General features: G+C 52.2%; 25 protein-coding genes and 1 tRNA gene. 15 read left to right on the top strand and 11 right to left on the bottom strand.

Annotated features, from left to right (window positions below; translation table 11 throughout):
- Nucleotides 1-12 precede the first annotated feature (12 nt).
- From AQ1_RS03585 to AQ1_RS03575, 3 genes are all read right to left on the bottom strand, one after another.
- A complete protein-coding gene (locus AQ1_RS03585; RefSeq protein ID WP_042084578.1) occupies nucleotides 13-771 on the bottom strand; it encodes a response regulator transcription factor in 759 nt (252 codons plus the stop codon).
- Nucleotides 772-818: 47 nt separating this feature from the next.
- On the bottom strand, nucleotides 819-3476 hold the full coding sequence (locus tag AQ1_RS03580; RefSeq protein WP_042084322.1) for a PAS domain S-box protein: 2658 nt from the start codon (nucleotides 3474-3476) through the stop codon (nucleotides 819-821).
- Between the two features lie 130 nt (nucleotides 3477-3606).
- A complete protein-coding gene (locus AQ1_RS03575; protein WP_462686950.1) occupies nucleotides 3607-4374 on the bottom strand; it encodes an RluA family pseudouridine synthase in 768 nt (255 codons plus the stop codon).
- A gap of 105 nt (nucleotides 4375-4479) precedes the next feature.
- Between AQ1_RS03575 and AQ1_RS03570 the strand changes: the two genes are divergently transcribed.
- On the top strand, nucleotides 4480-5724 hold the full coding sequence (locus AQ1_RS03570) for a DUF2254 domain-containing protein (protein WP_042084320.1): 1245 nt from the start codon (nucleotides 4480-4482) through the stop codon (nucleotides 5722-5724).
- 42 nt (nucleotides 5725-5766) lie between these two features.
- On the opposite strand, the gene AQ1_RS03565 is transcribed toward AQ1_RS03570, so the two are convergent.
- Nucleotides 5767-5856, bottom strand: a tRNA-Ser gene (locus AQ1_RS03565).
- 272 nt (nucleotides 5857-6128) lie between these two features.
- Between AQ1_RS03565 and AQ1_RS03560 the strand changes: the two genes are divergently transcribed.
- The 10 genes from AQ1_RS03560 to AQ1_RS03520 all read left to right on the top strand — a co-directional run bounded on the left by AQ1_RS03560 (nucleotide 6129) and on the right by AQ1_RS03520 (nucleotide 15295).
- Nucleotides 6129-7247, top strand: coding sequence for a lytic murein transglycosylase (locus AQ1_RS03560; RefSeq protein WP_150006783.1), 1119 nt, complete (start codon nucleotides 6129-6131; stop codon nucleotides 7245-7247).
- Nucleotides 7248-7256: 9 nt separating this feature from the next.
- Nucleotides 7257-8042 (top strand): septal ring lytic transglycosylase RlpA family protein, encoded by a 786-nt coding sequence (locus AQ1_RS03555; RefSeq protein ID WP_042084318.1) that lies wholly within the window; start codon nucleotides 7257-7259, stop codon nucleotides 8040-8042.
- Between the two features lie 12 nt (nucleotides 8043-8054).
- On the top strand, nucleotides 8055-8219 hold the full coding sequence (locus AQ1_RS15265) for a hypothetical protein (protein WP_161760404.1): 165 nt from the start codon (nucleotides 8055-8057) through the stop codon (nucleotides 8217-8219).
- The gene (locus tag AQ1_RS03550; protein WP_313978783.1) at nucleotides 8182-9315 is read left to right on the top strand and encodes a D-alanyl-D-alanine carboxypeptidase family protein; all 1134 of its coding nucleotides are present in this window, start codon (nucleotides 8182-8184) and stop codon (nucleotides 9313-9315) included. The genes AQ1_RS15265 and AQ1_RS03550 overlap by 38 nt, the downstream gene beginning before the upstream one ends.
- Nucleotides 9316-9350: 35 nt before the next feature.
- Nucleotides 9351-10049 carry a dTMP kinase gene (tmk, locus tag AQ1_RS03545; protein WP_313979068.1) on the top strand — a complete coding sequence of 233 codons (699 nt, stop codon included), beginning with the start codon at nucleotides 9351-9353 and terminating at the stop codon, nucleotides 10047-10049.
- Nucleotides 10049-11281, top strand: coding sequence for a DNA polymerase III subunit delta' (locus tag AQ1_RS03540; protein ID WP_042084309.1), 1233 nt, complete (start codon nucleotides 10049-10051; stop codon nucleotides 11279-11281). The genes tmk and AQ1_RS03540 overlap by 1 nt, the downstream gene beginning before the upstream one ends.
- A gap of 30 nt (nucleotides 11282-11311) precedes the next feature.
- Nucleotides 11312-12868, top strand: coding sequence for a methionine--tRNA ligase (gene metG, locus AQ1_RS03535; RefSeq protein WP_042084307.1), 1557 nt, complete (start codon nucleotides 11312-11314; stop codon nucleotides 12866-12868).
- Nucleotides 12868-13665, top strand: coding sequence for a TatD family hydrolase (locus AQ1_RS03530; RefSeq protein ID WP_042084305.1), 798 nt, complete (start codon nucleotides 12868-12870; stop codon nucleotides 13663-13665). The genes metG and AQ1_RS03530 overlap by 1 nt, the downstream gene beginning before the upstream one ends.
- Before the next feature lie 31 nt (nucleotides 13666-13696).
- Entirely contained in the window at nucleotides 13697-14488 is a 792-nt protein-coding gene (locus AQ1_RS03525) for an MBL fold metallo-hydrolase (RefSeq protein WP_042084570.1), read from the top strand.
- 81 nt (nucleotides 14489-14569) lie between these two features.
- Nucleotides 14570-15295: a retropepsin-like aspartic protease family protein gene (locus tag AQ1_RS03520; RefSeq protein WP_052370874.1), complete on the top strand. Its 726-nt coding sequence runs from the start codon at nucleotides 14570-14572 to the stop codon at nucleotides 15293-15295.
- 11 nt (nucleotides 15296-15306) lie between these two features.
- Here the strand turns inward: AQ1_RS03520 and AQ1_RS03515 are convergent, their stop codons facing one another.
- Entirely contained in the window at nucleotides 15307-16914 is a 1608-nt protein-coding gene (locus AQ1_RS03515) for a pilus assembly protein TadG-related protein (protein ID WP_161760402.1), read from the bottom strand.
- Between the two features lie 273 nt (nucleotides 16915-17187).
- Between AQ1_RS03515 and AQ1_RS03510 the strand changes: the two genes are divergently transcribed.
- The gene (locus tag AQ1_RS03510; RefSeq protein ID WP_042084299.1) at nucleotides 17188-17820 is read left to right on the top strand and encodes a TadE/TadG family type IV pilus assembly protein; all 633 of its coding nucleotides are present in this window, start codon (nucleotides 17188-17190) and stop codon (nucleotides 17818-17820) included.
- Nucleotides 17811-18407, top strand: a complete 597-nt coding sequence (locus AQ1_RS03505) for a TadE/TadG family type IV pilus assembly protein (RefSeq protein ID WP_081837045.1) — start codon at nucleotides 17811-17813, stop codon at nucleotides 18405-18407. Before AQ1_RS03510 ends, AQ1_RS03505 begins: the two co-directional genes overlap by 10 nt.
- Before the next feature lie 178 nt (nucleotides 18408-18585).
- Here the strand turns inward: AQ1_RS03505 and AQ1_RS03500 are convergent, their stop codons facing one another.
- Both AQ1_RS03500 and AQ1_RS03495 read right to left on the bottom strand, forming a co-directional pair.
- Nucleotides 18586-18978 carry a helix-turn-helix domain-containing protein gene (locus AQ1_RS03500; RefSeq protein ID WP_042084293.1) on the bottom strand — a complete coding sequence of 131 codons (393 nt, stop codon included), beginning with the start codon at nucleotides 18976-18978 and terminating at the stop codon, nucleotides 18586-18588.
- Nucleotides 18979-19116: 138 nt separating this feature from the next.
- Nucleotides 19117-20475 (bottom strand): cytochrome P450, encoded by a 1359-nt coding sequence (locus AQ1_RS03495; protein ID WP_042084291.1) that lies wholly within the window; start codon nucleotides 20473-20475, stop codon nucleotides 19117-19119.
- Nucleotides 20476-20534: 59 nt separating this feature from the next.
- Here AQ1_RS03495 and AQ1_RS03490 point away from each other — a divergent pair, with 59 nt between their 5' ends.
- Together AQ1_RS03490 and AQ1_RS03485 are read left to right on the top strand one after the other, a co-directional pair.
- Nucleotides 20535-21137: a trimeric intracellular cation channel family protein gene (locus AQ1_RS03490; protein ID WP_042084289.1), complete on the top strand. Its 603-nt coding sequence runs from the start codon at nucleotides 20535-20537 to the stop codon at nucleotides 21135-21137.
- Nucleotides 21138-21321: 184 nt separating this feature from the next.
- Nucleotides 21322-21744: a PAS domain-containing protein gene (locus tag AQ1_RS03485; protein WP_150006779.1), complete on the top strand. Its 423-nt coding sequence runs from the start codon at nucleotides 21322-21324 to the stop codon at nucleotides 21742-21744.
- Nucleotides 21745-21759: 15 nt separating this feature from the next.
- Here AQ1_RS03485 and pepN read toward each other — a convergent pair whose 3' ends face one another.
- From pepN to AQ1_RS14385, 4 genes are all read right to left on the bottom strand, one after another.
- The gene (gene pepN / locus AQ1_RS03480; RefSeq protein ID WP_313978761.1) at nucleotides 21760-24426 is read right to left on the bottom strand and encodes an aminopeptidase N; all 2667 of its coding nucleotides are present in this window, start codon (nucleotides 24424-24426) and stop codon (nucleotides 21760-21762) included.
- 107 nt (nucleotides 24427-24533) lie between these two features.
- Nucleotides 24534-25052, bottom strand: coding sequence for an Hpt domain-containing protein (locus tag AQ1_RS03475; RefSeq protein ID WP_052370871.1), 519 nt, complete (start codon nucleotides 25050-25052; stop codon nucleotides 24534-24536).
- Nucleotides 25045-25596, bottom strand: coding sequence for a response regulator (locus AQ1_RS03470; RefSeq protein WP_042084281.1), 552 nt, complete (start codon nucleotides 25594-25596; stop codon nucleotides 25045-25047). The genes AQ1_RS03475 and AQ1_RS03470 overlap by 8 nt, the downstream gene beginning before the upstream one ends.
- 102 nt (nucleotides 25597-25698) lie before the next feature.
- The gene (locus AQ1_RS14385) at nucleotides 25699-26022 is read right to left on the bottom strand and encodes an Hpt domain-containing protein (RefSeq protein ID WP_161760400.1); all 324 of its coding nucleotides are present in this window, start codon (nucleotides 26020-26022) and stop codon (nucleotides 25699-25701) included.
- Between the last annotated feature and the right edge of the window lie 50 nt (nucleotides 26023-26072).

Here is a 26072-nt window from a genome sequence, read left to right as displayed (position 1 = left end):
CAGGCACGAGGCCTAGTCTGTTGACTCGATCTTGTCGGCTACGAGCATATAGCCAGCCCGACGCACCGTGCGGATGAGCTGCATTTTTTCCTGATCGGTTTCCAGCTTTTTCCGCAAGCGCGTGACCTGAATATCAACACTGCGCTCGGTGGCATCCTCTCCGGAATGGGTGAGATCAAGAATATCCTTGCGCGATAGCACCTGATTGGGTTTTTCCATCAGGGCTTTTAAAAGCTTGAATTCGGCGTTTGACAGAAAAACCGTTTCACCCGCCTGATTGACAACGGTTTCGCGCAGCGTATCAATGATCCAACCATCGATGACATAGCGCTTGCCGTTTTTCAGGGACAGGCTTGAGGCTTGCCTGCGGGCGCGCAAAATCGCTTCAATGCGGGCTGCTAGCTCATTGGGCTCGAAGGGTTTGGCCAAATAATCATCGGCCCCTTCTTTCAGCCCGCGAATGCGTTGCTCGGTTTCAGATTGTCCGCTTAAAACCAGAACCGGGATACCCAGGCGGCGGGAAAATTGGCGCACCAGAATGATGCCATCAATATCCGGCAGACCAAGATCGATGATGGCCAGATCAAAGCTTTGTTCGGCACCTTTTTCAAGGGCATCAGCCCCATTGGCAACGCTGTCCACATGATGCCCATCGCGGGCGAGAAAGCGGGCGATCATCTCCCGATTATCTGTATCATCTTCAACCAGAAGAATGCGTCCGCATTCCACATGGTCTGCCTTTTCGGTGTGTAAATAGGCAACTTTGTTCATGAAAATCCCCATCTTCATATTTGCGACTGCAAATTTTCAATTTCAGTTCAAGCTTTGTTTTCCCCATCCAGTTGCGCGCAGATCATTTCATACAGATCTTCGGGCACAACCGGTTTTTGTAACAAGGCATTAACGCCCCAAGCGCGATATTCCCTGACAGTTCTTGGCTCGATGACGGCACTGAGCAAAACAATGGGTGTGGATTTGTTGTGCAATCGAAATGTTTTCGCGAAATCTTCACCGCTCATTTCCGGCATTAAATAATCTGTAATCACCAAATTTATATTGGGATTATTTTTTATTATTTCAATGGCGCGCGGTCCGCTTTCGGCACACAATGTTTTGATACCCATGTCATTGAGCATTCTTCTTAGAATTTTTCTGACATCCTCCTCATCATCAATAATCAGAATTGTTTCTTTGTTGTTTCTATATTGATGTTTATCTGAGAATTCAGGCTGATTTGCAGCTATATTATGATCTTTTGTGGCAGGCAGATAAATTTCGAAACAAGCACCATGAGGCTTGATGTTATGCACAAGAATGGTCCCGCCATGGGCCTTGACCACGCCATGCACCACCGACAATCCAAGCCCGTGGCTTTTGGATGATCCCTTGGTGGTGAAAAACGGTTCATAGATGTGATTTTTGGTTTTGGCGTCGATCCCCGGCCCGGTATCGCTGATGACCAATCTTACATGATCATCGCCTTTGAGTTGAAATTGCGATCGGATCGCTGCCCAATCGCCTTTCTGATCGGTTTTGATGCTTAATGTGCCGCCTTCGTGCATGGCCTGCACTGCATTCCAGCATAAATTCATGAAAAGCTGATCGATTAATGTTTTATTGCATTGGATGCGGGTATCGGCGCAGCCTGGAGTCCATAAAACTTCGACTGACGGCGGGAAGCTGTCTTTAAGGAGGCTTAGGGTCGTGGCAATCAGATCATCAAACACCTCGATAGACCGAGTGCTATCCAGCTTTTGGCCGAAAGCCAGGATCTGGCGCACCAGATTGCGGGCTTTTTCCATGCCTTTAATCACCCGATCAATATCATGATAAACGGGTGACTCTTTTTCAGCCGCTGATCTTGCCAGATGTGCATAGCCCAGAACCGGGGTCAGCAGATTGTTAAAATCATGGGCGATCCCCCCGGCAATTTTTCCCAAAGATTCAAGGCGCATGGACCGCTCTTTTTGAATCGTCCGTTCATCCTGCTCTTTTTGTCGGCGAATCCGGTCTGTTACATCGCGATGCACGCTGACGATCCTGACAACATCCCCATCCCGGCCGATGACCGGCATGGCGAGGCAATCCATGTAAATCGCATCAGGGCTGGCCGGATCGCCGATGACATATTCCTCCTCATGGCGGCCCGTTTTCTTAACATTATCGGTAATCTGGATCAGATGCTGCTTGCAGGCTTCATTGGCCGGGCGTTTATCATGCAGGCCCAAAATGCGGCTAGCGCTGGCATTATATTCTTCGATGCGGCCTTGGGGATCGGTAATGATTACCGCTTCCCACATATGCTCGATGATCTGGTTTTGCTGCTTGATCTCCATTTCCGCGCGCTGGCGTTTGGTGATATCGCGATGCACCCCAATCATTCCGATACGATTGCCATGCTCATCGAAAAAGGGCTGAACATTGCAATCCATGACCACGAGATGCCCATCCTTGTGGCGCAGATTAAGCTCGCCATTCCAGCTTCCGCCGGTTTTCAAGGCATTCATGACAAACAGCTTCATGCTGCCGGTATTTTTATACATCTGAACGGTTTCGAGCAGCCGCTTGCCCTTTAGCTCATCAAGCTCATAGCCGAAGATATCGATGGTCGCAGGATTGCAATCGGTTATTTTGCCATTGTGATCGGCAATCACCACGGAATCGTTCAATTGTGAAATCACCCGATTCTGGCGTTCCAATCGCGCCCGATCATGGGCGCTTTTGGTTATATCGCGGAAAATACCAATATAGCCGATATGGTGTCCTGCAATATCGCGGCGCGGCAGGCAGGTGCTATGGATGATCTTTTCCTCGTCATCCTGTCCCTTGATGCGCAATTCACATTCATAGCGCCCATGATCGGCAATGGCGCTGTCCATGGCTTTGGTAAAGGCCTGAAATTCCATCGTCGCGGCCATGCCATGAGGCGGCAAAAACATGGCATTGGGGTCTTTGAGGGCAAAGCTGAAAAGCTTGAGATAAGCGGAATTGAAATAGATCAGCCGATAATCCAGATTGGCGACAACCACACCATCCGATAGCTGCTGAATGATGGCCGTATCCTGCGCGCTGCGTTCTGTTTCAGAGCGCAGATGGGTGACATTGGTGCATTCATATACATAGCTTCCATCGGCTGCCATGCGACGATCCAATTGCACGATCGGGCCATTGGGGATTTCGATCTCGATGGACGATGTATCAGAGGCGCCGAGTTCAGCCTTTAATTCAGCCGCAACGATCTCTGGCCTTGCTGTGCCATAAAGGCCCCGTTTGCAATCATAGGCCACAAATTGATCGATCAGCATGTCATCCTGATAATAATGCTCAGGATAGCCCATCATCTCGCGAAAATTTCGATTGGACCAGATATATTTGAAATGCTTGTCAAAAATGATGATGCCGCGACCGATATGTTCAAAATAGTCCAGAAAGCGGGACTCTGATAATCGCGACAGAACATGAGGGTTATTCAGCATTTCGACATCTTTGCAAAAGTGACGGCACCAGGCAGCAACAATTTATTAACGCGCAAAAATGTGCAAAATTCAACCTCTGGATTTTTAACTAAGCTGCATCTAAGGTTAATATTCAATTTTAAGGCGTATTTTAAAAAGAAAGATGGGATTGATCATATTGATTGATCAGCATTTTAAAATGATCAGGCAGGGGGGCCCTGATATCGATTAAGGGGCGATCAGCATAGAGCGGTAATTCAATACGGCGGGCATGAAGATAGAGCTTTTGATCATTTGAAGGTTGCGCCGAGTCTCGATCCTTATGGGCTGGGGCACTCGCTTTCAGGGCCGGATCATATTTTGGCTCGCCGAGGATGGGGCAGCCGATTTCTGCCAGATGTACCCTGATCTGGTGGGTGCGCCCGGTGCGGGGGTGAAGCTCCAGCAAATGGTGCCCATCCCAGGAGTCCAGAACACGATAATCGGTGATCGCGCTTTTTCCTTTAGGGCTGACAATCATTTTCCAGCCGCCTGCCTTGCTGCTGATTTTCAACAGGGGATGATCAATGATCCCTTTGGTTGCGGGGGGCGGGGATGTGGTGATGGCCAGATAGGTTTTGCGCGCTAAACCCTCGCTGAAAATCCGCCCCAGCTTGCGCAGGGCTTTGGGATGGCGGCCTAAAACGAGACAGCCGCTGGTATCGGCATCAAGACGATGCGCCAAAGCCGGAAGCCGGGGCAGGCCAAAGCGCAATTGATCGAAATCATCCTCGAGGGATGCTTTTCCGCGCGGCCCGCTGTGAACCGCAAGGCCCGCAGGTTTATTGAGGATGATCACCAGATGATCACGAAATAAAACGCGCGAGAGCAGATCCGTCATGGTTGGCTGGCCGATCAATGGGCGGGAAGGGATATTCATTTGTGTGCAAATGCATGAGCCTTCCTAACAAAAAGCTCGACATGATCCTATGGGCATATTCAGATGCTATGTCACGGAAATCTTCGCTTCTGAAGGAAAGATCAAATGATCGGCAAATGGCACTGGCATCTGCAACAGATCATGCGGCGTATCTGGGTGCGGGCCGTTTCCTATGCCCTGCTCGGGGTGTTAACGGCTTTGGTCTCGGTTCCTTTGGGCCCCATGATCCCCCAAAATATTGGGGCCACCTTCGGGGCTGATGCCGTTGATCGGGTGCTGGGTATTCTGGCAACATCGATGCTGGCAGTCACCACCTTCTCCCTGTCGATCATGGTGACAACGCTTTCAACGGTTTCCAATGCAGCAACCCCCCGTGTTGCAAGGCTTTTACACGAAGACAAAACCAGCCAGATCGTTCTGGCAAGCTTCATCGGGTCTTTTCTTTATAGCATCGTTGGCATCATCACCTTGCAGGCTGGCGCTTATGATGATGGTGGGCGGTTGCTGCTGTTTCTGGTCACGATTGCTGTCATTGCGATGGTGGTGGGTGCCTTATTGCGCTGGATTTCCCATTTGATGGAATTTGGCCGGATGAGCGATGCCATCAATCGTGTGGAGCGGGCAGCCATTCACGCCTTGCAATCCAGAAGCCAATCCCCCAGTCTGGGTGGGTGCCCTTATGAAGGGCCACCCCCGGATGAAAGCCTGCCGGTTACATCTCCCCTTTGTGGATATGTTCAGCATATCGATATGGAGCGATTGGCTGAATTTGCCAGCGCGCGGCACTGTCGCATCTGGCTATCGGTGCTGCCGGGCAGCTATTGCTATCCCGGTCGCCCTTTGTTCAGCCATTCGGCCGACGAATTATCTGAGGAAGATACGCAGCATCTCAGCTTTGCCTTTACCATCGGCAAGGTGCGAAATTATGATCAGGACCCGCGTTTCGGGGTCATCGTCTTGTCTGAAATCGCCTCGCGCGCCTTGTCGCCTTCGGTCAATGATCCGGGCACAGCGATCGAGGTTTTGGGGCGGATCGTCTCGGTTTTGCTCGAATATGATCCCGAGCAACAAAAAGAGCCGAAATATCCGGATCTTTTCGTGCCTCCCATCAAGCCGATTGAACTGCTCGAAGATGCTTTTCTGCCCATTGCGCGTGATGGAGCAGGGCTGATCGAGGTGCAGATCCGTTTGCAAAAATCCTTGCAGGCTCTGCGGATCGCTGCCCCCGATATTTATGGGAAGGCTGCCTTGATCATTTCGGCGAAGGCTTTGGATCATGCCAAAATCGCTCTTGCCCATCCCGAAGAAAAAGCCCTGCTGGATTCTTTGGCGCAAGACATCAGCGATTGAATGCTTGGGATGACGGCTATTGGTATAACGAGCAGGAAAAAATGGCGGACGGGGTGGGATTCGAACCCACGAAGGGCTTGCACCCTTGCCGGTTTTCAAGACCGGTGCATTCAACCGCTCTGCCACCCGTCCGCGATATGGCGCCCTTGTATCCGAAGTTTTTGCTGTCGCCAAGTGCCTAAGCGTATCATCGGCGATTGCCAATTCCCCAAAAATATCAATTGGCATCAAAAGCAATGACAATGCTTGCGATCAGAGCGCCACTTGTAGAAACTAAGACCATGGCCGCCTAAAATGCGCCGCACATCTCTGTAAAGGTCACAAAATATCGAGGCTTTGAGGGGATATGAGCGGGCATTCTATAGCGTTTCATCTGATTGTGCGATCATAAGGAAAGTTTTTTCATGGGTTTTGTGTCCTTCCGCCATTTTAATCGCACGCTTTCGCCTTGGCTTTTTATGCGCGCCTTTATGGTGATCATCTTTATGAGCGTGGCTTTTTTGCCCTTCGCTCCATCCACCCTGAAGGCTCAAGACACCGCTGAGGACACTGACGCACCAGAGCCTTCGCTGCCGCCTTTTGATCAATGGCTTGATGAATTGCGCGCCGAAGCCCGCAGCAAAGGAATTTCTAAGGCAACGATTGATGCCGCTTTGGGCGCGGTGGTCCCCAATGAACGGGTGGTGGAACTGGATCGCAAACAGCCTGAATTCACCCAGACTTTCGAGGAGTATCTCGCTGCCCGCGTCTCCCCGGTGCGGATCAAACGCGGACGGGAGATGATGGTTGAATATCGCGAGCCTTTGCGCGCCGTGGCCGATCATTATGGTGTGCAGCCTCGGTTTATCGCCGCCATTTGGGGGTTGGAAACCAATTATGGTTCCTTCACCGGGGGCATGAATGTCATTCAATCCCTTGCCACCCTGGCTTATGATCGGCGGCGATCAGATTTTTTCCGCCGGCAGCTTTTTTCCGCCCTGCAAATCATTGATGAAGGGCATATCACCGCATCCGAGATGAAAGGATCATGGGCCGGGGCCATGGGCCAAAGCCAGTTCATGCCCGGCAGTTTCATCGCCTATGCCGAAGATTTCGATAAGGATGGCCGCCGCGATATCTGGAATACCCCCGTGGATGTTTTCGCATCGATTGCCAATTATCTGAAATCCCATGGCTGGGATGATCGCTATATATGGGGCAGGTCGGTGCGCGTGCCTCCTGATCTTTTGCCCACGAAGGGCGATCTGGCCCAGGAAACGCCCCCATCAAGCTGTAGTCGGGCCCTTAGAAATCACAGCCGGATGCTCAGCCTGGCGGAATGGGATCGCCGAGGCGTGAAGCGCCTGAATGGCGAGGCTTTGCCGATGGTTGAGATCAAGGCATCCCTTGTGAAGCCGGGGACGGTTGCCGATCAGGCTTTTCTGACTTATGGAAATTACCGGGCCATTTTGAGCTATAATTGTTCCGATCTTTATGCTCTGGCTGTGGGGCATCTGGCTGATGCCCTTTTATCGGCTGAATGATGGGGGGATATGATCCTGAAGACCATGACAGTGAAACAGATCCTGCCCGCGCTTTGCCTTTTGGTTCTGGCTGCCTGCAGCAGCGGATCGGGATCTTATGGCCCAGGAAGCGCCCCACCGCAATCCACGGAACAAAAAGTGGGCCGACCCTATCAGATCGGCGGCATCTGGTATTATCCGGCCATCGATCATGATTATGATCGGGTAGGGGTGGCATCCTGGTATGGGCCGAACTTTCATGGCAAGCCGACTGCCAATGGTGAAGTTTTTGATATGAATAAAGTGAGCGCCGCGCATCCCACTTTGCCTTTGCCGAGCATGGCACGGGTGACCAATCTGGAAAATGGCCGGGCGATTTCGGTGCGGATCAATGATCGCGGCCCCTTTGCCCGGGACCGGATCATCGATATGTCGCGCCGGGCAGCTCAGCTTTTGGGATTTCAGGATCAGGGAACGACCCGCGTGCGGGTACAGGTCGTGCGCCCCGATGGCAGTCTGGCCGATGGCGGAAAACGGTCTGCAACGCCCCGGCAGGTGGCCGCTGATACCGTGGTGCCGGGGCCCTTTTTCATCCAGATCGGTTCTTTTGCGGATCGGAGCAATGCGGATCGGGTTTTTCGCAGTTTGAATGATTTGAAATCGGTGATCATTCAGGCTGCCGATACAAATGAAGGGCAGGTTTTCCGCGTTCGTATCGGGCCTTTTGGGAATGAGCGCGATGCCCGGCGCATTCTGGATCGCGTTTTTGATCGCGGCTATCATGATGCCCGCATTTTTACCGATCGGCTGGGCTGATATGATATCTGCATGAAAAACGCCGTGGCCGGGCCGTTTGTCATGGCACTCACCCTTGATGTTCACTTTGAAGAAGCACCTGAAAATGATTGTTGTGAAAAGATTATTCAAAATCTGCTGTCTCATGGCCGCCCTTTTGGTGGCGGCGCCCTTGGCAGCGGTGGCGCAGGGGCTTGAAACATCGGCCCGCCATGCCTTGCTGATGGAAATGGAAACCGGTGATGTGCTGTTTTCCAAAGACCCTGAAACCCCATTCCCCCCGGCATCGATGTCAAAGATGATGACCGTGTATCTGGCATTCGATCAGATCCGCGCGGGCAGCCTTTCCCTTGATGATACCACAAGGGTGAGCGATGAAGCCTGGCGGCGCTGGGCGGGCACCGAAGCCTCTTTGATGTTTTTAGGCGCCGGTGAAGAGGTGAGCGTAAAGCAATTACTCTACGGCATCATTGTCTCGTCGGGGAATGATGCCTGCACGGTTCTGGCCGAAATGATGTCGGGAACGGAAGATGCCTTTGCCCTTTGGATGAATGAAAAAGCCGCTGAAATCGGCATGAGCAACAGCCAGTTCAAGAATGCATCCGGCTGGCCTGCGGATGGCCAATATACCACCGCCCATGATCTGGCGACCCTGGCCGAGAAAACGATCAGGAATTTTCCCGAGCTTTATGAAATTTATGCCGAAAAAAGCTTCACCCATGGCAAGGATTTCCGCACGGGTGAAGCGATCACCCAATCCAATCGTAATCCTTTGATTTATCGTATGGATGGGGCTGATGGCCTTAAAACCGGCCACACCGAAGCCGCTGGCTATGGGCTCACGGGATCGGCGATCCGCAATGGCCGTCGTTTGATTGTGGTGGTTGCGGGATTGGATAGCGTATCGGCGCGGGCTCGGGAAAGCCAATCCTTGCTGGAATATGGCTTTCGCGCTTTTGATACTTATAGCATTTTCGATGCCGGTGATCAGATCGGCGAGGCCGATGTGTGGCTGGGCAAAAGCGGCAAAGTCCCCCTGATTGTTCAGGATCCGCTAAAGCTCACCTTGTCGCGGCGGGATCGCACGGCACTCGAAATGGTGCTGCGCTATGATAATCCGATCCCCAGCCCCATTGAAAAAGGCCAGCCTGTGGCCACCGTCACCTTAAGCGCGCCTGATCTGGGAGAAAGGCAGATCCCGGTCTTGGCGGGGGAAAGCATCGAACCTGTGAGCGGCTTTGGACGGATTGGCGCGGCGCTTGATTATCTGCTTTTTGGTTCTGCCGGGAAATGAGCGGGCTGCCATCCAAAGATCGGCACGTGGCTGGAATGTTTATCACATTCGAGGGCGGCGAGGGGGTCGGGAAATCGACACAGGCCCGGCTTCTGGCCGATCATCTGCGCGCCCAAGGGCATGATGTGGTGCTGACACGGGAACCCGGTGGCGCACCGGGGGCAGAGCAGATCCGCGATCTGCTGGTCAGGGGCGATCCCGCACGCTGGGAACCGATGAGCGAAGCGCTTTTGCATATCGCCGCCCGAGTGGATCATGTGGCCAAAACCATCCAGCCAGCGCTTGATCGTGGGGCTTGGGTGATCAGCGATCGGTTCAGGGATAGCACGCTGGTTTATCAGGGGCTTGCTCAGGGCGTGGGCCGAGAGCGGATTGAATCCCTCCATGCCCTGGCTTTGGGAAGCCCGGATCATCCCGATGGATTATTGCCCGATCTCACCTTCATTCTGGATCTGCCCCCAGCTGAGGGATTATTGCGGGCGCATTCGCGGCAATCGCAGATCGATGATCAGCAGACGACAAAGGCTTCAAATCTTGCTGAGGATCGTTATGAACGGATGGGGGATGCTTTTCATCACGCCCTTTCTGCAGCTTTTCAAAAGCTTGCGATCTTCTACCCCGAGCGCTGCCATTTGATCGATGCATCGGGGGATGAACATCAGGTGGCGCAGATCATCTTGAAGCAAATTGCATCCCTCAAAACCAGACCTGTGATGGATGCGGGGCAGGGCTGATGGCAAGACCTGCGGCAGGACAAAAATCGGCTGAACCGGGGCCGGATGCCCATGATCCGCGCCATAGCACAAAGCTTTATGGCCATGAGCGGGCCGAGCGGATCATTCTCGATGCCATCGCATCGCACAAGATGCACCATGCCTGGCTGATCACCGGACCAAGGGGGGTGGGAAAAGCCACCTTGGCTTATCGCATGGCCCGGTTCATCTTGAAATCCAATGAGCAGACAAGCCGCGATGACCCCCCCTCGCTTTTTGGCCCCGCCCTCAAAAATCATGACCTCAAGGATCATGGCCCCAATGATAATGTCCAAAGCCCGGAGCTCGCGCCCTTAACAAGCCTTGATCTTCCGGCGGATGATCCGGTGTTTCAGCGCATTGCCCAAGGATCGCATGGCAATCTTTTAGTGATCGAACGAGGGTGGGATGATCGGCGCAAGGTGATGCGCGGCGATATTCTGGTGGATGATGTACGCAAGATGCAGGCCTTTTTTAACCGCACGGCGGCTCAGAAAGGCTGGCGGGTGTGCATCATCGATGCGGCGGATGAATTGAACCGCAATGCCGCCAATGCCATTCTTAAAATTCTTGAAGAACCGCCTGCTGATTGTCTTCTCTTATTGATTTCCCATGCGCCGGGGCGGCTTTTGCCCACCATCCGCTCGCGTTGCCGCAATCTGGCGCTGGCCCCTGTGTTGCAGCAAAAGGTGATCGATGCGCTTGCCTTGAGCCATCCTGATCTGGCGGCGAATGAGGCCCGGGCTTTGGCCATTTTATCGGATGGAGCCCCGGGGCGGGCCATGAGTTTGGCCGAAGGCGATGGCCTTTCTCTTTATGCCGATCTGCTGGCGCTGATCCGCACCATGCCGGGCATCGATCTGGTGAAAGCGCATCAATTTTCCGGTCGGTTCTCCCTCAAATCAGCTGAGCCCGCCTATCAGCTTATGATCAGCCTGCTTTTATGGTGGGTTGAAACCAGCGTGCGATGGGCGGCAATGGGGAATGCAGAGGCATTTTCTGATGGCAGCCGCGATGTGATCGAAGGGGAGGGCGCGCTGCGCCAGCATTTTGTGGCTTCACTGGCGCTTGATCGCTGGGTAGAGCTGTGGGAAAAGATGACCGGCCTGATTTCGCGGACTGATGCTGTGTATCTTGATCGTAAACAGGTTTTGCTGTCTTTGCTTTTGATGCTGGATGAAGCCGCCGCTGGCCGCATGCCATCACACCACTGATCAGGTTTACAGATAGGATAAGGGTCCGCCATGCCGGAACGGAAAACATATTACATCACCACGCCTATTTATTATGTGAATGATGTGCCCCATATCGGCCATGCCTATACCACCCTGGCCTGCGATGTGCTGGCGCGCTTCAAGCGGCTGGATGGTTTTGATGTCATGTTCCTGACCGGAACCGATGAGCATGGCCAGAAGGTGGAAAAATCCGCCGCCGCTGCCGGGGTCGATCCCCAAAGCTTTTGTGATCGCGTGTCGGGCCGCTTTCGTGATCTGGTGGAGAGCATGGATTTTTCCATCGACCAGTTCATTCGCACCACCGAAGATCGCCATATCCGCTCGGTTCAGGCCTTATGGCAGCGGATCGAAGCGGCGGGCCATATCTATAAAGGAGCTTATAGCGGCTGGTATTCCGTACGCGATGAAGCCTTTTATGCCGAATCCGAATTGATCGACGGGCCGAATGGCCAGACATGCGCCCCCAGCGGTGCGCCCGTGGAATGGCTGGAAGAGCCGAGCTATTTTTTCAAGCTATCGGAATGGCAGGATAAGCTTCTGGATTTTTATCAGAAAAACCCGCATTTCGTTTTACCCAAAAGCCGCATGAATGAAGTGATGAGCTTTGTTAAAAGCGGATTGCGGGATTTATCGATTTCCCGCACCAGCTTTAATTGGGGGGTTCCGGTGCCGGGTGATCCCGATCATATCATGTATGTGTGGATCGATGCCCTGACCAATTATATCACCGCCCTTGGTTATCCCGAACGTAGCGATAGCGGGGATTATCAGCGTTTCTGGCCCGCCGATGTGCATATGGTGGGCAAGGATATTCTGCGCTTTCATGCGGTTTACTGGCCCGCTTTTTTGATGGCGGCAGGTCTGGAGCCGCCGCAGCGGGTGTTTGCCCATGGCTGGTGGACGAATGAAGGCCAGAAAATTTCAAAATCTGTTGGCAATGTAATTGATCCCTTTGCTTTGGTTGAAGAATTCGGCCTTGATCCGGTGCGCTATTTCCTGATGCGCGAAGTGCCTTTCGGCAATGATGGCGATTTTTCCCGCGAAGGCTTTCTGGCGCGCTGCAATGCCGATCTGGCCAATGATTTTGGTAATCTGGCCCAACGCAGCCTGTCGATGATCGCTAAAAACTGTGGTGGTCTGATCCCCCAACCGGGTCTTTTATCGGATGCGGATGCGGTTTTGCTCAGCGATCTTGATAAAACCTTGAATGAAGTGCGGGTTCATCTTGATGATCAGGCCATTCATCAAGCGATCGAGGTGATCTGGCGGCAGATTTCCCGGGCCAATGGCTATATTGCAGCCGAACAGCCCTGGGCCCTGAAGAAAACCGATCCCGAACGGATGGGCACGGTGCTTTATGTGGCCGCCGAAGCGGTGCGCAATCTGGCGATTCTGGCCCAGCCTTTGATGCCCAAAAGCATGGCGCATTTGCTTGATCAACTGGCTGTGCCGGATGAAAATCGGGGCTTTGCCGATCTGGGCGAAGCGGGGCGTTTGAAGGCGGGGCTGGCCCTGCCGGCGCCAAGCGGTATTTTTCCAAGGCTTGCGGAAAAGGATGCATCCTGATGTTGGTCGATAGCCATTGTCATCTGAATTACGAAGGCTTAGCCCATGATGTTGATGCGGTGATTGAACGCGGAAGGGCGGCGGGCATTGGCACTTTTCTCAGCATCAATACCAAATTGCGCGAATATGATGAGATCATTGCCCTTGTGGATCAGTATCATGATGTGTTTGGCACGGTGGGCATCCATCCCCATGAGGCGCAAGCCGAAACCGGGATGGGGGCTGCTGATCTTATTGCCAGAACGGCGCATCCCCGGATCATCGGTTTAGGGGAAACCGGGCTTGATTATTTCTATGAAAATGCCCCGCGCGATCATCAGATCAAAAGCTTCAAAGAGCATATCGCGGCGGCCCGGGAAACGGGATTGCCCCTGGTCATCCATAGCCGTGATGCCGAAGCCGATAGCTTTGATATTCTAAGCGCGGAATTGGAAAAGGGGCCATTCAAGGCAGTGATCCACTGTTTTACCGGCAGCCGGAATTTCATGAAACAGATGGTGGATCTGGGGTTTTATATCTCGATTTCAGGGATCGTTACCTTCAAAAAAGCCACCGACCTGCAGCAAACCGCGAAAGCCATTCCTGATGATCGCCTGCTTGTGGAAACCGATGCGCCTTTTTTGGCGCCTGTGCCCTATCGTGGCAAAATTTGCGAACCCGCCTATGTTGCCGATACCGCGCGGTTTTTGGCGAATCTCCGGGGGATTGAGCTTGAGGATTTGGCGCGCCAGACAACGGCCAATTTTTTCCGGCTGTTTTCCAAAGCCACCCCGCCAAGCGGATTGGCTGCCCAATGATGAAGGGTGGGTGCGTTAAAAGGTGGTTTTGATGGGGCAGGGCACGGATAGCATGCAGATCACCATTTTGGGCTGCGGCACATCCACCGGGGTGCCACGCCTGCCCAATGATTGGGGGCGCTGTGATCCGGCGCAGCCCAAAAATCGACGCACCCGGGCATCGATTCTGATCCAGCAAGGCGATATCAATCTTCTGATCGATTGCGGGCCCGATATGCGCGCGCAATTGCTGGCCACCGGGATCGATCATATCGATGCTGTGCTGATCACCCATGATCATGCCGATCATACCCATGGGATCGATGATCTGCGGGGATTTCATATGGAACAGGGGGCCGAAATTCCCCTGTTTGCGCCTAAAGAAACGCTGGATCGTCTTTATCAGCGCTTTGATTATATTTTTTCATCCCGCCATGGCTATCCGGCGATCTGCAAAGGTCATGAAATCGCCGGACCGATCCGGATCGGTGGATTATGTGCCCAGCCATTCTGGCAGGAACATGGGCCCATCTGGTCTTTGGGATTTCGTTTCGGGGATTTTGCCTATTCCACCGATGTGAATGCCTTCCCCAAGGAAAGCCTTGATCTGCTCCGGGGGATCAAGCTTTGGGTGGTGGATGCCCTGCGCCATCGCCCCCATCGCACCCATTCCCATCTGGATAAAACCCTCGGCTGGATCGATGAGGTAAAGCCCGAACGCGCCATTCTCACCCATTTAAGCAATGATATGGATTATGACAGCCTTAGGCGTTCTTTGCCGCCCCATATCGAACCCGCTTATGATGGCATGGTGCTGCGCCTTATGGCGGAAGCCGCCGCATAAAAACCCTTTGATCTTTCAATATCACGCGGCTGCACCTAAATTAGGGTGATGCCATCAGATCCATGGAGACCAAAAAGCCCCGTGCCGCCATCACACCGCCCCGAACAGAAGGGGCGCGGGGGGCTTCGCCCTGTTTTTAAAAAACTTCTCTGGTTGTTTGGATTTTTGCTGGTTTTATATCTGGTGCTCAGCTGGCTTTTTCCCGGCACGCGGATCAATCATCTGGGCGGCATCCTCACTTTAGTCACCTTGATGAGCATTGGCAGCCTGATCGTCATTTCTTTGCGCATGCATTTTCGGGAATTTTTCCGAAATATCGCGATCTGGTCGGGCATTGTGCTTGTTTTGGCCATTGCCTATGCCTTTCGCCATGAAATAGGCGGGGTGGCGGATCGGGTGGTGGGCAATGTGGCGACAGAACGGGGCTATCGCAGTGGCGAGGCCATGGTTTTTGAACGCGATCCCAGCGGCCATTTCAAGGTACGCGCCCATGTTTCCGGCCAACCGATCACCTTTCTGGTGGATACCGGGGCCAGCCATGTCATCCTCTCGAAAAGGGATGCTATGGCATTAGGGATCAATCCCCCTCCGGAACAGTTTTTCGAGCGCTATTACACCGCCAATGGGGTGGTGATGGGGGCCCCGATCTTTCTTGAAAGCATCGAGATCGGCGGGCATTTGACCATCGAGAATGTGCGGGCCAGTGTGACTGATGGCAATCTCAACACATCCTTGCTGGGCATGTCCTTCCTCAATCGGCTCGAAGGCTTTGAGATCACGGGCGAGCGGATGACCCTGCGCCCCTGATCCCTTATAAATCAGCGGCTGAGATGCAGATTGGCGAGATCATTGCCGATGGTGCGGAACGCAGACCGCAGATCTTCATTGCTGGGGGCCAGAAAGGCATTCGCCGGGCGCGATGCACAATCTTGATAAAGCTCTCGAAGATTTCTGGCTCTGGGGCTGTTTTCAGTCGCGAAACCTCCAAAAATAACGGTATAGATCTGCACCCGATCCTGACCATTCACCCCGCCCATCTTCATCGCCGCACAGGCCTTGATCATTCTGAGATTGATGGCCTCGGCCGCGACATTGATATTCGTCGTCCCCAAGCGGCCATCATCAAGACGCCCATAAGCGGTATAATCGGATTCCGGCATATCCGATCCATCATTCTCAGGTTCGGAGCGACGGCCGTTAGAAGCGGTTTTGGCATATTGATTATGGGGCCAGCGGAAGACCTCATTCACCCCATCGGTCATCATCACAAGGGCCTTCACCGTTGCCGGATCATTATAAGGAACCATATTGGGGAAGGGCGGTTCGGGATCGAGCATCCGCCAGCCCCACATTAAACCTTCACTGCCAATGGTGCCCCCGCGCGACCAGGCGATTGTATTGTCTTTAATATAATCAATAACCTGATCATAATTATTGTTGAATGTCATCACCTCGGCAGGGCAGCCGATATTGGGGCCGGTATAGGCATTGCCCAATGATGGATTGGTGTTTGGATTGCTCCAGACCTCACCATCGGGGCCTTTGCCCTGGCGATAGGCCTTGGCATCAAAAACACCATCGAGATTGCTGCCGGCATTTTTACCGGGGTCGCGGGGGTCTACATCATCCTGAAATGGAAAGCTGCGATATTTATTATCATACCAATGCGGATACATATAGGGCCGCCATTTCCCGCCAACGGCAGGCGGGGCCAGGCTGATATCCCACGCCCCGACATCAAGCACATTGGGATTGGAACTGAGCGAGGTGAGGGTTTCCCGCGCCAGCACGCAGCCTTTCCATTTCCTGTCATCATTGGGTTTATAGAAAAATTCCGGTGGAATGCCGCTGAAATCAAGGAAAGAACTACCCAGATCGCCTACATTTACGGCGGCCGAATAGGGAACGATGGCAATACTCAAGCGATCATGGGGCTGGTTTTTCTTATTGCCGAACAGAATATCAACCAGATCGATGCTGGCATCTTCCAGGGCATTGATCTTTGATCCCTTCATCGAACCGGTATGATCCAGCACCAGAACGGCCTGCAGCCCCAGATTTTCACGGGTGACTTCAGCGCTGGTGCCCACGCTCATCTCTTCGATGCCGACAAGCTTCATGAACAGGGTTGGCATTTCAACGGACGCCGATACCCGCAGGCGTTCCGGCTCTCCGGGGATTTCCAGCGGTTCGATTTCAAGCTCACCTAAGGTAGCCCCCATGAATCCGCTGGGAAAATTGGCCGCAAAATAATTGCGCACATCATCATCGCGGCTGGGCAGATTGAAGGCCCGTCCGCCCGCCAAAGCCGCGGCATCCAAAGCCGTATTGAGCTGCGAACGCATGACAAAGCCACGGGCAATATCGGTGGCCATACCAACAGAAACCACCAGCGGGATCAGCGAAACCGCGACCCAAACCAGCATCGAACCCGATTTTTCCCGCCATAAGCGATGTGGAATAGAAGGGAGCAGGGGGCGCGCTTTTACAAGAGCACAAAGCCCCATTCGCCAAACTGACAGCATTTTCATGCTCCCCTCCGCATGGTTGGATTCGTATAAATATGAGACTGACAGAGAGGACTGAACAGCCCGTTAAAGAATAAAGAATATTTTCACGAATATTTAAATAACCGGGAACACATTATTAGGAACCATCGATTAACATTCAATACTTTATGAATGCATGAGAACGCACAGATGCCTGATAAACAGATGTTTTACCATAAGGCACGCGATTTCTGCCGATGCAGGGCGGGATCAGCCATCGTGGAATTTGCGATTGCGTTTCCCATTATCATCGGGCTGACCATGGGAATCGTTGAAATCGGGCATATCAGCTTTGCCAATGCTACCCTTGAAGGTGCCGTACGCGAAGCATCCAGACGCGGCGTCACCGGCTTCGTGCCCGTTGATGGCTCGCGAGAAAGCTATGTTCGTAGCCGGGTTCTCGACATGATGGAAAATTTTACTCTTGTCGGGCCGGTTGTGATCGAGACAAAAGTTTATGAGAGTTTTGCCGATATCGGAAAACCCGAGCCCTTCAGCGATGACAATGCCAATGATGTTTATGATAGCGGCGAATGTTTCACCGATATCAATCAAAATGGGCAATGGGATGCGGATATGGGCGCATCGGGGCTGGGCGGTTCCGGGGCCATCGTCGTTTATGATGCGCAGATACAATTAAAGCTGATCACCCCGGCTTTTGCATTTATGACCGGCTCCGATAAAGGCGCGATCGGGCTTCAGGCTTCCACCGCCGTGCGGAATGAGCCTTATAATCTGCTGGAAGAAGATAGTTCCACCGGGGGGGCCATTTTATGCAGTTGAGATCGCGGCTGAAGCCGATGCTTTCGATGCATCACAATCAAAAAGGTTCGATCCTGATTGAAACGGCGCTGGTTCTTCCTGTGCTGCTGCTTTTGCTGGCGGGAGCCGTGGAAATGGGCCGTTTCATGCTGGCCAATCAGAAATTGTCGTCTTTGGCATCTTCCATGGCGGATATGGTGTCGCAGGCAGAGGATGGCATTACGGAAAACGAGATCGCCCAGATTTTCGCTGCGATGAACCATGTTTCAAAGCCATTCGATATGAACCAGCAAGGTCGGGTGATCTTGAGCGGGGCCATCGGCACGGCCAATCAGGGCAACAAGATCAACTGGCAGCGATGCGAAGGGGCGCTTATCGGCTTGATGAGTGAAATCGGCAATGAGGGAGAGACACAGCTTGCTCTTCCGGGAAGCCTGTCTCTGGGTGAAGGGGATATGGCGATCATTGCTGAAGCTTATTTTCATTATGAGCCTTTGATTTTTGCCGGCTTCATCGATGCTGTTGATCTAAGGTCCAGTGCCAGCTTCAGGCCGCGTTTCGGGGCCATGGATCAGATCACCCCGGACGGGCTTCCCCAAAGCTGCTAAATTTTACATAATATAAATTATGCGCTTTATGGATGATGTGAGATAGAGAGGCCCCCGCTTGTTTTTCTGTCAGAAAATTGTCTAAGAGACTGTCATCACATAAAAAAACGACGTCGCAAACTGCAACGCCGCTTAATGGGTTCTAATATTATCGCCCCATAGTCCGGAAGTTGAAGCCCTATTGATCCTGGCTATCATGCACCGATTGAATAAGATCGATCATCCGCCGCCGGACCCGATCATCGCGAATCCCAATGAGGCATTTCACGACTGATAAAACCTGGGCATGAGACAGGATATGGGGATCGATGGCAGGCTTTTGATTGACTGTTTCCACGCCATGATCGCGCTCGATTTCTTCAAAAAAATAGGAAATGGGAACATCCAGCGCCTGGGAAAGCTGAACCAGCTTGCTGGCCCCAACACGATTGGTTCCGCGCTCATATTTTTGGACCTGCTGAAAGCTCAAACCCAGCTTCACGGCAAGCTTCTGCTGCGTGAGCCCAACAATTTTACGGCGTTCACGGATCCGCCGCCCTACATAATTATCAACTGGATCGCCTGGCTCCATTGCTTATCTCCTGTTGTTTTTGAAAGCCTGGATGAAAATGACTTTCCCTATTAGCGCAGAAATTGCTGTAAATTTCAAGCATGCAGAGAGAGGCAAGGTCGAATTCCCGTGAATATATCTGTCCTTTATGGCGAAAATTTACGGTCTCAGTGCGAAATGCGCCCTCACCGGCCTGTCCGGTCTTAAGGTCGTGGCGGCGATGGGTTTGATCTTATCAGCTTCCTCGATATCGATCTCGAAATTTTTCAGGATCAAGGACAGCAGATAGGGCCCTTCCAGCATCGCAAAGCGTGCGCCTAAGCAGGCATGGCGGCCGCCGGCAAAGGGAAAATAGGCATGGCGGGGCCGTTTGGCGCTGTTTTCACTGGTGAAATGATCAGGATAAAAGCGCGTGGGATGCTCCCAGTAAAGGGGGTTCCGATGAATATTATACGCACACAAGACCACCGTTTTCCCGGCCGACAGATGCGTCTCACCAAATTGATGGGGCTTTTCCAGTTCCCGTGAAAAGCACCATCCCGGGGGATAAAGGCGCATGGATTCCTGATACACGCGCTTTGATATTTCCAGTTGATTGATATGGGCTGTGGTCAATTCTTCAGCATTCAAAACAGCATCGGCTTCAGCCCGCATCTGTGCCTCGATTGCCGGATTTTGTTTTAACAAGATCAGTGACCAGAGCATGGATAAGGCGCTGGTTTCAAAGGCCGCTATCAAAATCGACAAGAGTTGCGCCCGTGTCGTTTTGCGGCGCGTGTCCGGATTTTCAGCACGATCTGAAGCCGATAGGCCATTGGCCCCTAAGATAGCATCAAGCAGCAATGCCCCCTGATCATCCCCCTCACCCCCTAATCTTTGATCGATCTGCTGATCCAGAAAACGATGAAAATGGCGATTTCGCTGATTAAAATGCTGATTATCCTTTGTGGGCACCCATAAGGGCAGCGGTATTGGCGACCAGAGTCTGCCTTCTAAAAAACGTAGAATGTCCGATAAATCCTGGGCAAGCTGCACACTGTCATCAAAACGCACCTTCAGGCCGAAAAAAACATGAACCGCAATCATCAGGGCAATGGCCGAGAAGAAATTGAGCAGATCGAGATCGGATCGCCCTTCCCCATTGGCCCCATCGGCCAGATGCGTTTTGATGATCTGGATGGTTTGCTGGCCGGAATGGCCGATCATCGGGGCAAAGGCCCGAAAATGCTCCCCCCCGAAAAAGGGCTGGGCAATATGCCGTTGACGCCGCCATTCTTCGCCTTCAAGAGTGAAAAGCCCGCCGCCCAATAGTGGCGTGATGCGGCGATAATAGCGGCCTTTAACGAAATTGGGATCATTCCCCACAAAAACAGATTTTACATGATCGGCATTATTGAGCAGATAAAGCGTTTCAAAACCGATTTTGATCGGGATTATATCAGCTTTTGATTGGCCCTTCTGCTCCAGAAACAACAGCGGATTTTGCGTCAGCGCACGATATTCACCCAGCATGGTCACTATCCAATGACATTTATAACTGTGCTAGTGTTCAACTATTTGGAGACATAGGTAAAGCCATGAGTCCGTTATTTGTTATCATTGAATCGGTTGGCATTCTTGCTTTTGCCCTTTCCGGCGCTCTTTCTGCGGCGCGCAAGGATATGGATATCTTTGGTTTTGCCGTTTTGGCTCTGATGCCTGCGGTGGGCGGCGGCACCTTGCGGGATTTGATTTTGGATGTTCCGGTTTTCTGGATCGAAGATACCCGCCCGATCTGGATCACCGGCATCGCCGTTCTGGCGGCCTATTTCGGGGAAAAGCATCTGGAAAGCCGGCGCACAGTGATCATCTGGTTTGATGCTTTGGGCCTTGCCTTATTTGCTGTGACCGGGGCGCGCAAAGCCTTTCTGGTGACCAATGATCCCCTGATCGCCACGATGATGGGGGTTGTGACCGGGGTTGCCGGGGGGATCATCCGCGATATCATCGCCAATGATGTTCCGATGATCTTGCAGCAGGAAATTTATGCAACGGCGGCATTTATCGGCGCCCTTTTCTACGTGCTGCTGGCATGGGCAGGCTTACCCTTCATCTGGGCGGCGGGGATTGGATTTCTGGCATCCTTTATTATTCGCGCCGGAGCCATCCAATTCGGCTGGAGCCTGCCCAAAAGAAATTAAGCCTTATATAAGAATGCGGCCTTATTCTTTTTTCTAAAGATGACGCTCTCTGCTAAAATGAAACAAAATGTCTGGGCTTTTTCATATGATACAAATTTATCCATCCGAAGATTACCCTGATTTTTCTTATATGAATGAGCCTCATCCCATTGAGGCACAGAGCTTACAGCCGGCCCATCCGGTGATGGCCTTCTACCAATATTGGCTGTCCTTGAATGATGGAAAAACCCCCCACCGCACCACATTCAATCCTTTTAAAGTGCCATCCGCCCTGCCCTGGATCATTCTTTTCGAGCAGGTAGCTGCATCAGATGATCCCGAAGCCGAGCCCGATTATCGCGTGCGCCTGCATGGCAGCGGGATCAGTGCGGTGATAAAAGCATCATGGAAAGGGCGGCTTCTTTCCCAACAGATGGATCATGCTATGTTTTTAAAACGTTGTGCGGAATTCAAACGCGTGCTGGATTCCGGGCAACCACAATTCAGCCGCGGCGATATGATCGTCAATCAGATTAAATGGATCATCACACGCGGCATCTTTCCCATGCATGTGGAAGGTGGAAGTCCGCAAATCTTTTTTCTAGGGGTTTCGGAAAAGCATATTTGATTGAGGGTTCTGCTCCTATTCTTCGGAAATCGATTTTGTGAGGATTTCATAGACATCGCGCGACAGATCTTTATTGGCTGCCAGACCACGCAAAACAGATGTCATCATCGCCGATCTTTCGGGATCGAACCGCTTATGGGTTGATAAAGGCAGGATCAGGCGCGCCGCCGTTTGCGGATTAAACCGATCCACTTCGCCCACGATTTTTCCTAAAAAGCGATAACCTTCGCCGCTGATATCATGAAAACGGAGCTGATTTCCCGCAGCAAAACTGCCGACCAGGGCCCGCAGGCGATTGGGATTACGTAAAGAAAAGGCATCATGGCGCAAAAGCGATTTCACCCGATCCAGACAATCCGGCCGCAAAGATAAAGCCTGCATGGCAAACCATTTATCAATGGCAAGGGGCTCATGCGCCAATCTGTTATAGAAATCGGCAAAAATCCGCTCGCGCAGATCATCATCATCGCTATGGGATAGGATCCGCAAGGCTGCCAGCCTATCGGTCATATTATCGGCTGTTTGATAATGCTTTAAAGCCGGATCGCTATCGCCGCCAAAGCAAAGATATAGAAGGGCCACAGAGCGTAAAGCCCGGCGGGCTTTGTGTTCGGCTGTTAATTCATAAGGCCCTTTATTCGCCAATCGAGCATAAAGGTCCCGCCATTGGCTTGCCAAACCATCCGCCAATGCCTTTTTCAGATATTGGTGCGCTTCGTGGATCGCATCCACCGCCACCGGCGTCATCTTCTGGCCGATATAAGCCTCGCTCGGCATAGTCAGGATTTCTGCGGTAAAAGCCGGATCGCGATCTGCATCCTTCAGGAGAGCCGCGCAGCTTTCGATCAGTTCAGAGACATCGGGCATCGGCTTTTGCAGCGAAATCGCCGATACGCCTTTCAAAATGGCATCAATCATCAGATCCTGACAGGCTTCCCAACGGGAAAATTCATCCTGATCATGGCGAACCAGAAAATGCTTTTGCCCATCATCCACGGGCGAAGAAAGCTGCACTGGAGCACTGAATTGCCGCAAAAGGCTGGGCACCGGCTTTGCTGCCAGATCAGTGAAGCGATACACCGCCTCAGCTTCCTTCACATGCAAAAGCCAACCCTTCTCCGTTTGGTCCGCATCGCCTTCGATCAATCGGGCCGCCATCTCCCCACCATTGGGGCCAATCAACCCCATCAAAATGGGAATATGCAGTGCAGCCTTTGTGCTCTGGCCCGGTGTTGGATTGATATATTGCTTGAAATAAAGGCTATATATCTTTGTTTTATCATCCCAATCTTCGCGCACATCAAGATGCGGCGTGCCGGCTTGGCTATACCATAAAGCAAAATGCGACAGATCTGCCCCATTGGCATCTTCCATGGCGGCAACAAAATCATCGCAGGTTACAGCCTGCCCATCATGGCGCTGAACATAAATATCCATCCCACGGTGAAAGCCATCCGCCCCTAGAATTCGGTGCATCATGCGGATCAGCTCCGCCCCTTTATTATAGACGGTCACAGTATAGAAGTTATTGATCTCCATATAGCTTTCGGGGCGCACGGGATGCGCCATCGGGCCATCATCTTCCGCGAACTGATGCGCGCGCAGAATCCGCACATCCTGGATGCGCTTGATAGCGCGGCTGCCCTGATCGGATGAATATTCCTGATCACGAAAAACGGTCAGCCCTTCTTTCAAAGAAAGCTGAAACCAATCCCGACAGGTGATGCGGTTGCCAGTCCAATTATGGAAATATTCATGGGCAATCACCCCTTCCACATGATCAAAATCATCATCGGTTGAGATTTCAGGATCGGCCAGAACATATTTTGTATTGAAAATGTTGAGGCTTTTATTTTCCATGGCCCCCATATTGAAATCGGATACCGCAACGATATTAAAGATGGAAAGATCATATTCCAGGCCATAAACCTCTTCATCCCAGCGCATGGCCCGCTTCAGGCTTTCCATGGCATGTCGGCATTTGGGCAGATCATGGGCACGGGCATAGATATTAAGGCTGACATCACGGCCCGATCGGGTGGTGAAATGATCCTTGAGGCAATCCAGATCCCCAGCCACCAAGGCAAATAAATAGCTCGGCTTTTGAAAAGGATCATGCCACAGGGCAAAATGGCGGCCATTGGCCAGATCGCCAGTTTCCACAAGATTGCCATTGGAAAGCAGCACGGGATAAAGGGCTTTATCGGCTGTGATGCGTACATGATAAATGCTCATCACATCCGGGCGGTCGAGAAAAAATGTGATATTGCGGAAGCCCTCAGCCTCGCATTGGGTGCAAAATTGCCCGCCTGAGCGATAAAGCCCTTCAAGACGGTCATTTTTTTGCGGTTCGATCTCAACCACTGTTTCAAGGGTGAAATGATCGGGCACCGCCTTGATGCGCAGGGTTTCATCCTGCCGGTGCAGGCGATCTGCGGCCACAGGCTGCCCATCAAGGGTGATGGATAACAGCTTCAATCCGGCATCGCCATCCAGCACCAGATCATCCTGATCTGCCGCCAATTTCTGCAAAACCATGCGGCATGTGACCCGGGTGCCCTCTTCTTGCAGATCGAAATCCAGATCAACCCGCTCGATCCTGAAGGCCGGGGGCTGATAATCCTTCAGATAAATCGTTGGGCGGGTTTCGTTTTCGGCAGGAATCTGATCGGATGACATCATGAAATACACTCATAGGCCAAAGGAACCAAGCCCCTGACTTTTAGGCCCATGACCATCGACTGACAAGGCAAGCAGATAAAAAACCGCGCGAAATAGGCCTTTCGGACTCAATCGCCTTTTTTGTAGGATTCGATGGCTTTTTGCAATGTGGCCGAAAGCTGTTGGCCCATCTCCCCGCCATCACCTTTGATCCGACCTTTGATCACCGCCCGCATGGCATCGATATGGGCTTTCACCAATTCCACCATGCGATCATTAATATCATTGCGAATTGTGGTGAAATTATAAAGGGAATCGGCAAAATCAGTGATCAGGGGAAAGCCGAAGGTACCACCCTGCCCCTTCATATCATGGGCGATCCGATTGATTTCCTCGAAATGATCGCGGCGATCTTCGGGGGTATCCACACAGCGGCCATGCTGTTCGGCCAATTTGGTGATCAAACCCGATACCCAATCGGGATAATCCTCGGCCATGGATTCAAGGGCTTTTTCAGCCGCTTCCAAAGCCTCAGCGGAAATCCCCCCCTTGCCACCGGCCAAGCCATGGGTTTTTTCCTTCAACCGATTGCGAAAGCGGTAAAAGCGGACGATTGTGGGCGCTTTTTTTTCATTGGGATCAGCCACGCACTATCTCCACACCGGGGCTTTTATCGGTCAGATGCCGCCGATCTTCAAAAGGAATTTCAACCGTGCGCCGCCGCCTGTCGGGCCCGAAATAAGAGCGCGTATGAACGAATTGCCGCTGCCGTTCGATGATCGAAATCAATTTATTACCAATGGCATGGATGGTAAAAGGTTTGGCCAGAAATTCAGTGACCCCCATATCGCGGGCTTCATGCACCCTTTTGGGTTCGGAATAGCCGGTAATCAGAATGAACGGAATGAAGCGATCCGGGCTTTCCTTATGGCGGCGCGCCCAGCGCAGTAAAATCATGCCATCCACCGGCGACATCTGCCAATTTGAAATCACGATATCCACTTCCTGCGTGCCCGCAGCCATGGGATCTTCTTTTACCTTTTTCAGGAAATGAATGGCCTCGCCCCCATGATCAACGGCAAAAACCTTTCCCACCCCCAATATTCGCAGTGAATTGATTAAAAGGGACCTGATGAAAAGGCTGTCCTCAACAACAAGAACACATAGTTTTTCAAAATCATAATCAGCCATTGAAGCCTCGACCCACCCGAAGACAGTTCCGCAAAGCCTATGTAAGGCTGAATAACGTAAATTTTTCAATAATATTACACAGAAATGCCCCGGGTTCTGATCCTAAGGCAGAAAGGCCTTCAGCCGCGCAAATTCCTCGCGCATGGCCCGGATCAGAGGAAGCTGCTCGTCAAAATCCGCCTGCTCGGCCTTTTCCGCCAGCTTTGCCAGTGGCCAGGCCCCCACGGATCGCGCCGTTCCCTTTAATCTGTGAAGCTGTTCCTTCCTTTGATCGGATGTCGTATCATCAAGCTGATCAAGATAGGCGGGCACATGATCAAGAAAGAGTTTTAAAACATCCGACTGCAAGGTCTTGTCACCGGATGTAAAATTGTCAAGATGGGCAAGATCAATGGGATCATCCCCATTTGGTTGAAGAGAAGACATGGAATGGCTTTCCAGAATGCGAAAAGAATTTAAATCATGATGAAGGTCAA

This window comes from Iodidimonas nitroreducens (assembly GCA_000710935.1).
Classification (GTDB): Bacteria; Pseudomonadota; Alphaproteobacteria; order Sphingomonadales; family Rhodothalassiaceae; genus Iodidimonas; species Iodidimonas nitroreducens.
This window is presented reverse-complemented; position numbering and strand designations above follow the sequence as displayed.

Coding starts and splice junctions, on each gene's coding strand:
- AQ1_RS03485 (WP_150006779.1), top strand. CDS start 21,322: ATGGCCTTCTACCAATATTGGCTGTCCTTGAATGATGGAAAAACCCCC.
- AQ1_RS03585 (WP_042084578.1), bottom strand. CDS start 771: ATGAACAAAGTTGCCTATTTACACACCGAAAAGGCAGACCATGTGGAA.
- AQ1_RS03560 (WP_150006783.1), top strand. CDS start 6,129: ATGGGTTTTGTGTCCTTCCGCCATTTTAATCGCACGCTTTCGCCTTGG.
- metG (WP_042084307.1), top strand. CDS start 11,312: ATGCCGGAACGGAAAACATATTACATCACCACGCCTATTTATTATGTG.
- AQ1_RS03470 (WP_042084281.1), bottom strand. CDS start 25,596: ATGGCTGATTATGATTTTGAAAAACTATGTGTTCTTGTTGTTGAGGAC.
- tmk (WP_313979068.1), top strand. CDS start 9,351: ATGTTTATCACATTCGAGGGCGGCGAGGGGGTCGGGAAATCGACACAG.
- AQ1_RS03580 (WP_042084322.1), bottom strand. CDS start 3,476: ATGCTGAATAACCCTCATGTTCTGTCGCGATTATCAGAGTCCCGCTTT.
- AQ1_RS03525 (WP_042084570.1), top strand. CDS start 13,697: ATGGGGCAGGGCACGGATAGCATGCAGATCACCATTTTGGGCTGCGGC.
- AQ1_RS03540 (WP_042084309.1), top strand. CDS start 10,049: ATGGCAAGACCTGCGGCAGGACAAAAATCGGCTGAACCGGGGCCGGAT.
- AQ1_RS03530 (WP_042084305.1), top strand. CDS start 12,868: ATGTTGGTCGATAGCCATTGTCATCTGAATTACGAAGGCTTAGCCCAT.
- AQ1_RS03510 (WP_042084299.1), top strand. CDS start 17,188: ATGCCTGATAAACAGATGTTTTACCATAAGGCACGCGATTTCTGCCGA.
- AQ1_RS03490 (WP_042084289.1), top strand. CDS start 20,535: ATGAGTCCGTTATTTGTTATCATTGAATCGGTTGGCATTCTTGCTTTT.
- AQ1_RS03555 (WP_042084318.1), top strand. CDS start 7,257: ATGATCCTGAAGACCATGACAGTGAAACAGATCCTGCCCGCGCTTTGC.
- AQ1_RS03570 (WP_042084320.1), top strand. CDS start 4,480: ATGATCGGCAAATGGCACTGGCATCTGCAACAGATCATGCGGCGTATC.
- AQ1_RS03575 (WP_462686950.1), bottom strand. CDS start 4,374: ATGAATATCCCTTCCCGCCCATTGATCGGCCAGCCAACCATGACGGAT.
- pepN (WP_313978761.1), bottom strand. CDS start 24,426: ATGATGTCATCCGATCAGATTCCTGCCGAAAACGAAACCCGCCCAACG.
- AQ1_RS03505 (WP_081837045.1), top strand. CDS start 17,811: ATGCAGTTGAGATCGCGGCTGAAGCCGATGCTTTCGATGCATCACAAT.
- AQ1_RS03500 (WP_042084293.1), bottom strand. CDS start 18,978: ATGGAGCCAGGCGATCCAGTTGATAATTATGTAGGGCGGCGGATCCGT.
- AQ1_RS15265 (WP_161760404.1), top strand. CDS start 8,055: ATGAAAAACGCCGTGGCCGGGCCGTTTGTCATGGCACTCACCCTTGAT.
- AQ1_RS03515 (WP_161760402.1), bottom strand. CDS start 16,914: ATGCTGGTTTGGGTCGCGGTTTCGCTGATCCCGCTGGTGGTTTCTGTT.
- AQ1_RS14385 (WP_161760400.1), bottom strand. CDS start 26,022: ATGTCTTCTCTTCAACCAAATGGGGATGATCCCATTGATCTTGCCCAT.